This window comes from Syntrophorhabdus sp., from assembly GCA_012719415.1.
GTDB lineage: Bacteria > Desulfobacterota > Syntrophorhabdia > Syntrophorhabdales > Syntrophorhabdaceae > Delta-02.
Genome location: JAAYAK010000094.1, coordinates 1 through 12037, shown reverse-complemented (window position 1 = coordinate 12037; position 12037 = coordinate 1). Strand labels below are relative to the sequence as shown.

Below are 12037 nucleotides of genomic sequence, written 5' to 3'. Positions count from 1 at the left end.
GCCTTGACCAATCCCATCCGCTGTCCTATAGTTTACGTATCTTATGCGTAATGGTGATCTCTCGAGATATGTGGAGATGGCGAAGGAGAGGGGGGCGGACCATGCGGTCATCGTGGGCACCTCTTCCGTCTCCACGGCACCGTGGGTCCGGATGAAGTGCCGCTTCGGGTGTCCCGGATACGGCCTGAGATTGTCCTGTCCGCCCCATACCCCCGAGTACGACAGGACACGTTCGATGCTCGACTCGTATGACCGCGCGATCCTCCTTCACTACCACTGGGTAAAGGGAACGAACTCGGTCGCCATGCTGAACGACACGGTAATCGACCTGGAAACGACACTTTTCCTGGACGGGTTCTACAAGGCCTTCGGCATGGGCTGCGGGTTCTGCACCCTGTGCAAGAAGTGCGACACCACGAAAGATTGCGTGCATCCGGAGCGCATGAGGCCCTCCATGGAATCCTGCGGAATAGATGTCTACCAGACGGCACGTGCGAATGGCCTTCCCATAGAGGTCGTCCGCAGCCACGCTCAAGACCGGGATGTATACGGCATTGTTCTCGTCGACTGATCAAAGGTCAAGGGTGACATTATGAACGACAAAGAAAGGCTTAACGCGCTTGAAACGGCCCTGGGGAACGAGATGAAGGAGCGCGAGTTCTATCTCCGGAATGCCGACCGCACGCAGAACCCCCTGGGCAAGGCAATGTTCAGACGGATAGCCGAGGATGAGCTCGAACATTATCGCCGGCTGAAGGAGCTTCACGAGAAATGGGCGGTCGAGGGCAAGTGGCCCGAAACGGTCCCTCTCGTGGTGAACACCACGAACGTAAGGGATATCCTCGTCAGCACGCTCAAGACGATAGACCCGTCGGCCCCGACAGATGCGGGGGACCTCGAGGCCGTAAAGATCGCCGCCGATTTCGAGGACAAGGGAGTACGGCTTTACAGGCAGCTCGCCGCCGCCTCGGCGGACAGGCGGGAGAGGGATTTCTTTGAACTCCTCGCGATGATCGAATATGAGCACTTCCTGTCCCTCCGTGATGCCGAAGAGTATTTTGAAAACCCGGCGGCCTGGTTCACCAAGATCGAACACCCCATGATGGACGGCGGGTGATGAAGGAACACGCCTTTCCATTGGAGACAAGTATTTTATAATTAATACTTGACAAGAATGGTTATTAGTTAGTATAGTGTATTCGTTAAGGGCTTTTATTGGAATGGCAGAGGGTCACGACAGCAAGAGCATGAAGATGACACCCCAGAGGATGGCGATCATGAAATACCTCGACGGCAATACGTGCCACCCCAGTGCGGCAGACATACACGGGGCCATCAGGGAACAGTTCCCCACCATGTCCCTGGCCACCGTGTACAACACATTGGAGACACTGAAGGAACGGGGGGCAGTCATCGAGCTTTCCATAGACCGGTTGAAGAAACGTTTTGATCCGAACCCGGAACCCCATCATCATCTCATGTGCATCAAGTGCAAGGCAATAATCGACGTCTTCGTCGAGCTCCCCCTGACCCTGTCCGATGCGCAGACACAGGGGTTTGAGATCATCGGCAACCGTGTCGACTTTTACGGGATATGCAAATCGTGCTCCGACGAGCAAAAGGGAACGATAGAGAAAAATCAATGACAGAGGAGGATTCTATGGTCTGGACATGTTCCGTTTGTGGTTACCAGTACGATGAAAAGGTCGAGAAAGTGCCTTTCGAGCAGCTTCCGGATGACTGGTCCTGTCCTATCTGTAACGCTCCGAAAAGCGCTTTCGAAAAATCAGAATCATAACCGCCCCTTTTACCCTTACCCCATTTTTTTCACTACCCCAATTCCCTCCCGCAACGGGAGGGGTTCATCTTAAAGCAGGTCGCAGGTCGCAGGTCGCAGGTCGCAGGTCGCAGGTCGCAGGTCGCCAAAGAGAGACCGCGAAGGGGGCGGGCTGTCAACGCAACTATTGACTGGTGCAATTGTTGACCCGGCGACGAATCTTTTTGTGCCTTTGAACCTGTGACTTGGGACCTGAGACTTGCGACGGTTCTTCGGCCTTTGAACCTGTGACGTGAGACCTGTGACCTGTGACCGTCTTTTTGGGTTGACAGGAGTGTGTCGCTAGTAGTAGAAGTACAGAAAAATAAGATTCTTGTCCAATAACATGCGGCGGGGGTTGCGATCGATTTGGAAGGTCCTTTTGTCCTCAATATGGATCCTTTGCTTGCCGAGGTCTGGGGGGTAAGGCTCTGGTATTATGGGCTTGCCTGGGCCCTTGGATTCTCCGCCGTCTTCCTCTGGATGATGCTGCGGCGCGGTTATGCCGGCCTGTCTTCGAGACAGGTCTGGGACCTTTCTCTCATCTTCTCCCTGTCCTGCCTTGTCGCTGGACGCGCCTTTCAGATCCTTGTCTACGAATGGGAGATCTTCCGCGGCAGGCACTCCGAGATCTTCGCCTTCTGGAAGGGGGGCATGGCGTACGAAGGGGTCATAGTCGGAGCGCTGGCAGGGGTGGTCCTCTTCTGCGTCATCCACAGGAAGAACTTTCTTCTCCTCGCCGACGAGCTGGTCATACCCTTCGCCTTTCTCCTCGCGCTTGTGCGCCTCGGCGGCCATTTGAACGGAGAGGTCTACGGCTACGTGAGCACGGCGTGGTGGGCGGTGAAATTCCCCCACGTCGAGGGCTTCCGGCACCCCGTCGCCCTTTACGAGGTGTTCAAATACTTCATCCTCATGCTGATCCTCCTTGTCGCGGGACGGCGGGGCACCCAGGGACAGGGTAGGCTCCTCGGCCATTTCATCTTGTGGTGCGGAATCTTCGATCTGGCCATAGATATCTTCCAGGCCCCCGGGCCTCTCTTCAGAGGGGTCGATACCGGCTGTTTCCTGAACGCCCTGGTGGCCCTCATCGGCCTTTTGCTGATAGCCGGATCGGCGCGAAGGGGTTCCAGGAAGACCGCAGAGCTCAGCACCCTGCGTTTCGCACCGGCGTCGCTGATCGCAACGATCCCCTCCCGTCTCAATGCGGGGACCTGGTTCAGGATACTGCTTTTCCTGGCGATCCTCCTTTTCTGTCTCACCATCCCCGGCGGATGGAGCCGGGAGTGGCTTTACAATCTTGCCTTGCTGTAAGAGAAGAATGACCAATGATCATTGTCTTCTTCGTTGGTCATTGTCTTTTTTTCTTCACCGGTTACCAGGATCTGAAATCCTTTGAAAACGCTTGACTGACTGCCACTCTTCTGTTACGATGCAGAGCAAATCCGAAAGGAATCCCCGGCAATGAAAAAACCTCCCAAGATCAAAGGCATCGACAAGGTCCTCATCATAGGCTCCGGTCCCATCATCATCGGGCAGGCGTGCGAGTTCGACTACTCCGGCACCCAGGCCTGCAAGGCCTTGAGGGCCGCCGGGTATAAGATAGTCCTCGTGAATTCCAACCCCGCGACGATCATGACCGACCCCGGGATGGCGGACCACACGTACGTGGAACCCCTCACCATCGACGTCATAGAAAAGATCATAGAAAAGGAGAAACCCCAGGGGCTCCTCCCCAACCTGGGAGGGCAGACGGGCCTCAACCTTGCCGCGGAGCTGTCCCGCAGGGGGATACTCGAGAAACACGGGGTCCGTATCATAGGGGTCCAGGCCGACGCGATCGAGCGCGGCGAGGACCGCGACGAGTTCAAGAAGACCATGAAAAAGCTCAATATTCCCATGCCCGAGAGCGCGCTGGCCTATTCCGTGGAAGAGGCCCTCGAGATCGCGGACAAGCTGGGATATCCCATCGTCATCCGTCCCGCGTATACCATGGGGGGTACCGGAGGGGGCATAGCTTTCAACAAGGAAGAGTTGCGGACAATAGCGAGCCGGGGCATCTCGGCAAGCCTCATCGGGCAGATCCTCATCGAAGAGGCCGTGGTGGGCTGGGAAGAGCTGGAGCTCGAGGTCGTCCGCGACGCGGACAACAGGATGATCACCGTCTGCTTCATCGAGAACATCGATCCCATGGGCGTTCACACGGGCGACTCATTCTGCTCTGCGCCGATGCTCACCATCTCTGAAGAGGTCCAGAAGAGACTTCAGGATTATTCCTACCGCATCGTGGAAGCCATAGAGGTCATCGGGGGTACCAATATACAGTTCGCGCACGATCCGGACACGGGCCGCATCGTTGTCATAGAGATCAATCCCAGAACGTCCCGCTCGTCGGCCCTTGCGTCAAAGGCGACAGGCTTCCCCATCGCCTTCATCTCGGCGAAGCTGGCTGGCGGCTACACCCTGAAGGACATTCCCTACTACCGCGGGAAGGGGCTCGACGAGTATGTTCCCTCGGGAGACTACGTGGTCATCAAGTTCGCCCGGTGGGCCTTCGAGAAGTTCAGCGAGGCCGAGGACAGGTTGGGCACCCAGATGAAGGCTGTGGGCGAGGCGATGAGCATCGGCAAGACGTACAAGGAAGCCTTTCAGAAGGCGATCCGTTCCCTGGAGACAAAGCGATACGGACTTGGTTTTGCGAAGAATTTCAACCAATTGCCTCTCGACGACCTCATGCGCATGCTCAATGAGCCCTCCTCTGAACGGCAGTTCATCATGTACGAGGCCCTTCGCAAGGGTGCCTCCATCGACGAGCTTCACGAGAAGACGAAGATCAAACGGTGGTTCATAGAACAGATGAAGGGGATACTTGACCTCGAGGAGGAGATCCTCCGCCACAAGGGAGGGGCGCTCCCCGATGCCATCCTCGTCAAGGCGAAAGAGGACGGCTTCTCCGACAGGTATCTCTCGTTCCTCCTCAACGTCCCGGAAACGGATATCAGGAAGAGGCGGCAGGCCCTCGGCAAGAATGAGACATGGTGCCGGGTGCCTGTCAGCGGCGCCGATGCGGCATACTATTACTCGACCTATAACGCCCCCGACGAAGTGGCGGTGAGCGACCGCAGGAAGGTGATGATCCTCGGCGGCGGCCCGAACCGCATCGGCCAGGGCATCGAGTTCGATTACACCTGCGTCCATGCCGCCTTCACCCTGCGCGACGAGGGATACGAATCCATCATGGTCAACTGCAACCCCGAGACGGTCTCCACCGACTACGACACCTCGGACAAACTCTACTTCGAGCCCCTCACGGTGGAAGACGTCCTGAGCATCTACGAGAAGGAAAAACCCATCGGCGCCATCGTGCAGTTCGGCGGGCAGACCCCGCTCAACCTGGCACGGCAGCTCGAAGACGCCGGTGTGAACGTCCTTGGGACGTCCCCGGAGAGCATCGATATAGCTGAAGACCGCAAGCGGTTCAGCCAGATCATAAAGAAAATAGGCATCCCCCAGCCTGAGAGCGGCACGGCCGTCATTCTCGAAGAGGCGCTGGAGGTTGCGCACGGGATCGGTTATCCCCTCATGGTGCGCCCCTCTTATGTCCTCGGCGGACGGGGCATGGAGGTCGTCTACGATGACGAGATGCTCAAGGCCTACGTGAACGCCGCCGTGGATATCTCGCCCGGCAGACCCATACTCATCGACAAGTTCCTGGAGAATGCCGTGGAGGTCGAGGCGGACGCCATCTCCGACGGCGTTGACGCCTTTGTCCCCTCCATCATGGAACACATCGAGCTAGCCGGGGTCCACTCCGGAGACAGCGCCTGCGCCATACCCCCCAGAACGCTGTCGGAAGAACACATCGCCACTATCAATGAATACACGAAGAAGCTCGCCATCGCGCTCAAGGTCGTGGGTCTCATGAACATCCAGTACGCCATCGCCAATGACAAGGTCTATATCCTCGAGGCGAACCCCCGGGCGTCACGGACGGTCCCTCTCGTCTCCAAGGTGACGGGCGTGCAGATGGCCCGCGTAGCGACGCAGCTCATGCTGGGCAAGAAGCTCAGGGACATGGGCCTCACGCAGAAGACATATCCCCATGTGGGTGTCAAGGAGGCCGTTTTCCCCTTTAACATGTTCCCCGAGGTCGACCCGACCCTCGGCCCGGAGATGAAGTCCACCGGCGAGGTCCTGGGCATGGCAGGCTCTTTCGGGCTGGCCTTCGCGAAATCCCAGGAGGCGGCCGGTCAGAGGCTCCCCCAATCGGGCAACGTCCTTATCACCGTTGTGGACCGCGACAAAGGGGACATCGTGGACGTCGCGAAACAGCTCGTCAAGCTGGGGTTCACCATCGTCGCCACCGAGGGGACGCACCGGTTCCTCACCGAAAAGGGCGTGAAAAGTACCCAGATCAAGAAGGTGCATGAGGGCCGGCCCAACATCGTCGACGCCATCCACAACAAGGAGATCCATCTCGTCATCAACACGCCATCGGGCAAGAACAGCAAGTATGACGATTCCTACATCCGAAAGACGGCCATAAAGTACAAGATACCCTACATCACCACAACGGCCGCCGCGAAGGCAACCGCCGAGGGCATAAAGGCATCCGTGGCCAAAAAGGGTGAGATCAAGGTAAGATCACTCCAGTCCTACCACAGGGCGATAAAGTAGAAGAACAGCCCCTGTCCATCCTTTGGGATGAGCAGGGGCTGCGGCTTTTTCTGGAATAGGACCTATAAGACCACTATAGGACCTATGGGACGTATAAGACCTATAGGATGCCTGGGACTTATAGGATTTGTAGTTCTTCCCGACGCTCAAGCGGTTCAAGCCATTCAAGCGGCTCAAGCCGTCTTTTCTACTCCCCTATGATCTTGACAAGCACCCGTTTTCTCCTGCGACCGTCGAATTCGCCGTAGAATATCTGCTCCCAGGGGCCGAAGTCGAGGCGGCCTTCCGTTATGGCCACGACCACCTCCCTGCCCATGATCTGCCGCTTTAAGTGCCCGTCGGCGTTGTCCTCGCCGACGTTGTGCCTGTACCCCGAGACCGGCTCGTGGGGAGCGAGCTTCTCGAGCCACACATCGAAGTCATGGTGAAGGCCCGACTCGTCATCGTTGATGAAGACCGACGCCGTGATATGCATGGCGTTCACGAGGACGAGGCCCTCCATGACCCCGCTCTCGCGCAGGCACTCCTCCACCTGCGGCGTAATATTCACAAACCCCCGCCGTGCGGGCACATTGAACCAGAGCTCTTTCCTGTAGCTTCTCATGGGTCACCTCTTCGCGGGTTGCAGGTCGCCAAAGAAAGATGGCGGAAGTGGCGCGGTTCTCAACACAACTGTTGAGCGGGCAGCGAATCTTCTTGGCCTTTGAACCTGTGACTTGGGACCTGAGACTTGAGACGGTTCCTTGGCCTGTGATGGTCCTCCCACAACGGCAGCATCACTCCTTCTTTCCCGCCGCGCACCGAGATTCAAGGTAGGCGTATATCTCCCCCAGGTCCGCGAAGAGAGGGTGGTCTTCGAATTCGTTCCAGGGGTTCTTAAGGCCCGCTCTGACGATTCCCGCCCGTCTCGCCGCTTCCAGGGTCACAGGGCTGTCGTCGACAACCGCCCAGCAATCGTCGAAGAGCACCGTCTTGTCATAGCTCAGATGGATCTCGTCGAAGGGCAGGTCGTGTTTGTGGAGCCACCTTTCCGTCGACGCATAGGTCTGCTTCTCCCGGTGGCTGGCGATGATTATGTGAAAGCCTTTTCGGCGAAGCCTCTCGAGAAAACCGCGGGAATCGCTGTACGGTTCGAAGGTCTCCTGGTCCATGTGGACGTCCCGTACGATGCCGTAGAGACGCTCCGCCGGAATGAGCCCCTTCCAGAAACTCCAGTTGTGCCACTGCGAATGGTGGGGAAACCCCGGACTGGCCGTCTGCAGCCGCTCGTAGAGCACGGGCGCCAGGTCCCACAGGGTGTTGTCGATATCGATGATGATCCTTCGCATGAGCAGTCATTATATCACAAAATGGATGGCATCTGGAAAGGAACGGCAAGAGAGCGGGGGACGAGATGAAAAGGGGAGAATCTCTTCTCCCCTTTCGTGAAACAGTTTTCCGGGTTTTCGCTGGCTTGCTTACTTCGTTTCGGCCGGTTTCTCCTCGGCGGGAGCTCCTGCCTTCTTCGTCTTCTTCGTCTTCTTGACCTTCTTTTCCTTCTTCGCCGGCTTCTCTTTCTCAACCGGGGCCGGGGCCTCTACCTTGGCGGGCGTCGCGGGAGTTGCCGGTGTTGCCTTCTTCTCCTGCGCAAACCCTGTCAGGGTGAGGGAAAGACCGATCACCACTGCAAAGAACACTACCAGAACCTTCTTCATTCCTTTTCACCTCCTTCCTCTTGTATTGGGAACATTAGAGAGATATATAAACCAAGTTGAAAATAAAAGATACAGAAAAATGCAGGTGATGGGTCATGGGTCATGGGTGATGGGAGAGCATGGTTTTCCGGGGTCTTTCGTCTCTGCCTGAGACTATTCTTCCCCCACCCTTCGAAAGTAGTTGTCCCGGATCCTGTTGCGGATCTTGAGGACCATGACGTGGGAGATGCCGAGGCGCGTCCCCACTTCTCTCACCGACAGGTCCTGCATGAGAAGCGTTAGGACCTGACGGTCCCGGTCCGAACTGCAGGCGTCGGTGATCGCCTGGAACTTCAATTTCTCTTCGAGGCGGGCGAAGGACGAGGAATCGTCGGAGGCTATCATCTCCTCCCAGGAGACGCCGTCTTCCCCTGCCGGCTCACTGAGGCTCACGAAGACCGCGTTCTCGCGCACTTTCCGGAGATGGTTCTTGAGGTGATAGTAGCAGCCCTGAAGGATGTAACTGTCCGTCTTGTCGTCGATGGAACCCTTCCGGAAGGCGCCCCACAGGTGTGTCAGCGCCTCCTGGTAAAGGTCCTCCTCGTCAAAATATGCGTGATGGCCGTTCAATCTCTTCGTTATCCTCTTCAAAACCGGCGAGAGCCTTTTTACCATGAACTCGAATTTCATTGCGAACCCTTGTATTTGTTGGTGATAGGCATCCTCCTGTCCTTGCCGAATGCCTTGGGTGTTATCTTGATCCCCGGCGGGGACTGGCGGCGCTTGTATTCGCTCAAGTCAACCATTCTCAAAACGCGGGCGATCTCCTCCGCGGGCAGGTTGGGAAAATCGGCCGCGGAAGGCTCCTTGTCCTCTTCAACGTAGCTTTTCAGCACCTGATCGAGATGGTCGTAAGGCGGAAGGCTGTCGCGGTCCTTCTGACCGGCCTTGAGCTCCGCCGTCGGCTCCTTCGACAGTATCCTCTCGGGAATGACGGCGCCGAGACGGTTGCGCCACGCGCAAAGCTTGTAAACAAATGTCTTCGGGACGTCCTTGATAACGGCGAACCCGCCGGCCATGTCGCCGTACAGGGTCGCGTAACCCACGCTCATCTCCGATTTGTTGCCTGTCGTGAGCACGAGCCACCCGAACTTGTTGGACAGCGCCATGAGGATGTTGCCGCGAATACGCGCCTGGAGGTTCTCCTCCGTGACGTCCTCGCCGAGGCCGTGGAAGACCTTTCCGAGGCTTGCCTTGTAGGCGGAGAATACGGGGTCGATGGGCACCTCGATGATCCTGACGCCCAGTCTCTTCGCGAGGTCGAAGGCGTCTTCCGACGATTCCCGGGACGTGAACTTCGAGGGCATGAAGACACACGCGATGTTGTCCCTGCCGAGCGCGTCCGCCGCAACGGCAGCCACGAGCGCCGAATCTATTCCTCCCGAGAGCCCGATCACGGTGCCCTTGAACCCGTTCTTCCGCACATAGTCGGCAAGGCCGAGCTTCAGCGCCTCGTACACCTCTTCCACAACGTCGAGACGCGTGACGGTGTGAGCGGCGAGCGGCTTCTTGACCGCGGGGCGAGACCCATGGTGACGCGCGGCGACGGTGATGACCTGTCCGGCGCTACCCGCCGCCCGGGCCTTCTTCGCAAGCTCCTTTTCAGGAATATCGACGACGAGCAGGTCTTCCCGGAACGCGCCCGCCGAGGCGACGACCGCGCCCGAGCGGTCCATCACGAAGCTCTGCCCGTCGAACACGAGCTCGTCCTGGCCGCCGACGAGATTGATGTAGGCAACCCACACCCGGTCCTCCCGGATCCTGTTCCTGACCACATCCTCCCGGACGTATATCTTCCCCGTATGGTAGGGCGATGCGTTGATGTTGAAGATGAGCCGGGCACCTGCCCGGGCCATGGAATGCGTGGGACCCTCCCTGAACCACATGTCCTCGCATATCCCGATGCCGAAGAGAATGTTGCCGTAGCGGAACACCCGGGGACGGGCGCCGGGAAAAAAGTATCTCTTTTCATCGAAGACACCGTAGTTGGGAAGGAGCTCCTTGCGGAAGACACCCCGTATCTTTCCCCTGTAGATGACGGCAGCCGCATTGTGGAGGCCGGATCGGGACCTGTCCACAAAACCCACGATCGTGACGGGAGAATCGATCCGCGACGCCACCTCGTTGATGGTCCTCATGTTCGCGTCCACAAAACCCTTTTTCAGGAGCAGGTCCTCCGGCGGATAGCCCGTTATGGCAAGCTCCGGCAGCGCGAGGATGTCCACATCCTCAGCCTTTGCCCTCTCCACCCACTCGATGACCTTTTCACCGTTTCCCGTTATGTCGCCCACCGTTGAGTTCATCTGACCTAAACCGATCCGTATCATCTTTTCCATATAGGCACCGCCCCTCCAAATGTAAGAAGGGCGTCCAAAGCAGTTTTAAGCGCCCTGGACGCCCTTGTCCAATCATTCTTAGCAGCTCTGCTAAAAATCCAAATAATCTGTCAATATGATAGTGTGCGGGCACACTGTTGTCAAGTTCTTTTCTGGATATCGAAGGCAAGGATGATCGCCTCCGCCACTTCCTTCATGGTCTTTCGCATATCCATGCTCTTCTTGTGGATCTTCCGGTAGGCCTCGTCCTCGCTCAGTCCCAGCTCACGCATCAGTATGCCCTTGGCGCGCTCGACGAGCTTGCGCGACTCCAGCGCCTCCTTGGCGGCGAGTATCTCGTGGCTGAGGTTCGTGTTCTCGATGGCAACCGCCGCCTGGTTCGCCACAGCTTGAAGTATGTCGATCTCCTCCTTCGTGAAGGTGTGCTCCCTTGTCGTGTAGCTGTTGATGACGCCGACGACCTGGTCCTTGATCATCATGGGAACGGACAGGAGGGAAACGAAGCCTTCCTTCCTTGCCACGTCGGGGAACATGTAGCCCGGTTCCTTCGTGACATCGAGGACCTTCAGCGGCCTCTTCTCCAGGACCACCCTGCCGCTTATGGACTGCCCGACCTTGAGGTTCGGCTTGTTCACATACTCGTTACTCAGGCTCTGGGTGGCGGCAATGACGAGCTCCTCTTTCTTTTCATCGAGGAGCATGACGGAACAGATCTTCGAGTCCATGACCTTTGCCGTCATCGTCACGATGAGGTGGAGGATCTCCTTGATGTAATGGTCGGAAACGATCGTCCGGGAAACCTCGGAGAGAAGGTCGAGCTGCTTCGCCTTCTTCACCACCTCGTCATAGGTGATGGCGTTCTGTATCGCGCTGCCGAGGTACCTGCCGATGGTGAAGAGGAGTTTGATCTGGGCCTCGGGGTAGACGTGCGCCTTCTTGCTCTGGAGGTTCATGACGCCCACTATCCTGTTCTTCGCGAGGATGGGTATGGAAAGGAGCGCTTCGTACCTGTCCTCCTTGAGGGAGGTGAAGGCCTTGAACCGCTTGTCCCGGTAGGCCTCCTTCTCCAGGAAGACGGGCTGTTTCTCCTTGGCCGCCCAGCCGGTGACACCTTCGCCAAGCTTCAGGCTGATCGACCCCACCGATTCCGTCTTCGGGTCGGCCGCCGCGGAAAGAACGAGTTCGCCGTGGTCCTCGTCGTAGAGGTAGACGAGGCAGGAATCGGCCTTCACAAAGGCCGTCACGGTATCGACAATACGGTGCAGAAGCTCCGAGAGGTCAAGGTTATCGCTGATATCCTTCGCCACCTCGTGGAGTATCTTCAACTCCTGTTCTTTCACCTCAAGTCTCTGATTGACAGTGGAAGCCATGAATGAATAGCCCTTTTTTTTATTTGTTATCTTAGAGGAGAAGAGAACAGTTGTCAACAGAAGAGGCAGGAAATAGAGACAGGTGATAGGTCATGGGTTATGGGT

The 12037-nt window shown here is 57.3% G+C and carries 12 protein-coding genes; 6 read left to right on the top strand and 6 right to left on the bottom strand.

Annotation, left to right across the window (positions count from 1 at the left end):
- The first annotated feature begins 76 nt into the window (after nucleotides 1-76).
- The 6 genes from GXX82_05655 to carB all read left to right on the top strand — a co-directional run bounded on the left by GXX82_05655 (nucleotide 77) and on the right by carB (nucleotide 6493).
- Nucleotides 77-571 carry a DUF2284 domain-containing protein gene (locus tag GXX82_05655; protein NLT22513.1) on the top strand — a complete coding sequence of 165 codons (495 nt, stop codon included), beginning with the start codon at nucleotides 77-79 and terminating at the stop codon, nucleotides 569-571.
- Nucleotides 572-592: 21 nt separating this feature from the next.
- Nucleotides 593-1117 carry a ferritin family protein gene (locus GXX82_05650; protein ID NLT22512.1) on the top strand — a complete coding sequence of 175 codons (525 nt, stop codon included), beginning with the start codon at nucleotides 593-595 and terminating at the stop codon, nucleotides 1115-1117.
- 103 nt (nucleotides 1118-1220) lie between these two features.
- On the top strand, nucleotides 1221-1646 hold the full coding sequence (locus tag GXX82_05645) for a transcriptional repressor (GenBank protein NLT22511.1): 426 nt from the start codon (nucleotides 1221-1223) through the stop codon (nucleotides 1644-1646).
- A gap of 14 nt (nucleotides 1647-1660) precedes the next feature.
- Complete coding sequence (locus GXX82_05640; protein NLT22510.1) at nucleotides 1661-1798, top strand: rubredoxin; 138 nt, start codon at nucleotides 1661-1663, stop codon at nucleotides 1796-1798.
- A 387-nt stretch (nucleotides 1799-2185) separates the two neighbouring features.
- A complete protein-coding gene (locus tag GXX82_05635) occupies nucleotides 2186-3130 on the top strand; it encodes a hypothetical protein (GenBank protein NLT22509.1) in 945 nt (314 codons plus the stop codon).
- A 150-nt stretch (nucleotides 3131-3280) separates the two neighbouring features.
- Nucleotides 3281-6493 (top strand): carbamoyl-phosphate synthase large subunit, encoded by a 3213-nt coding sequence (carB, locus tag GXX82_05630; protein ID NLT22508.1) that lies wholly within the window; start codon nucleotides 3281-3283, stop codon nucleotides 6491-6493.
- A gap of 187 nt (nucleotides 6494-6680) precedes the next feature.
- On the opposite strand, the gene GXX82_05625 is transcribed toward carB, so the two are convergent.
- From GXX82_05625 to GXX82_05600, 6 genes are all read right to left on the bottom strand, one after another.
- Complete coding sequence (locus tag GXX82_05625; protein ID NLT22507.1) at nucleotides 6681-7097, bottom strand: YjbQ family protein; 417 nt, start codon at nucleotides 7095-7097, stop codon at nucleotides 6681-6683.
- 172 nt (nucleotides 7098-7269) lie between these two features.
- Nucleotides 7270-7821 carry a hypothetical protein gene (locus GXX82_05620; protein NLT22506.1) on the bottom strand — a complete coding sequence of 184 codons (552 nt, stop codon included), beginning with the start codon at nucleotides 7819-7821 and terminating at the stop codon, nucleotides 7270-7272.
- A 129-nt stretch (nucleotides 7822-7950) separates the two neighbouring features.
- Complete coding sequence (locus tag GXX82_05615) at nucleotides 7951-8187, bottom strand: hypothetical protein (GenBank protein ID NLT22505.1); 237 nt, start codon at nucleotides 8185-8187, stop codon at nucleotides 7951-7953.
- A 153-nt stretch (nucleotides 8188-8340) separates the two neighbouring features.
- The gene (locus tag GXX82_05610) at nucleotides 8341-8856 is read right to left on the bottom strand and encodes a sigma-70 family RNA polymerase sigma factor (GenBank protein ID NLT22504.1); all 516 of its coding nucleotides are present in this window, start codon (nucleotides 8854-8856) and stop codon (nucleotides 8341-8343) included.
- Complete coding sequence (locus GXX82_05605; protein ID NLT22503.1) at nucleotides 8853-10562, bottom strand: NAD+ synthase; 1710 nt, start codon at nucleotides 10560-10562, stop codon at nucleotides 8853-8855. The genes GXX82_05610 and GXX82_05605 overlap by 4 nt, the downstream gene beginning before the upstream one ends.
- Before the next feature lie 140 nt (nucleotides 10563-10702).
- Nucleotides 10703-11515 carry a GAF and ANTAR domain-containing protein gene (locus GXX82_05600; protein NLT22502.1) on the bottom strand — a complete coding sequence of 271 codons (813 nt, stop codon included), beginning with the start codon at nucleotides 11513-11515 and terminating at the stop codon, nucleotides 10703-10705.
- Between the last annotated feature and the right edge of the window lie 522 nt (nucleotides 11516-12037).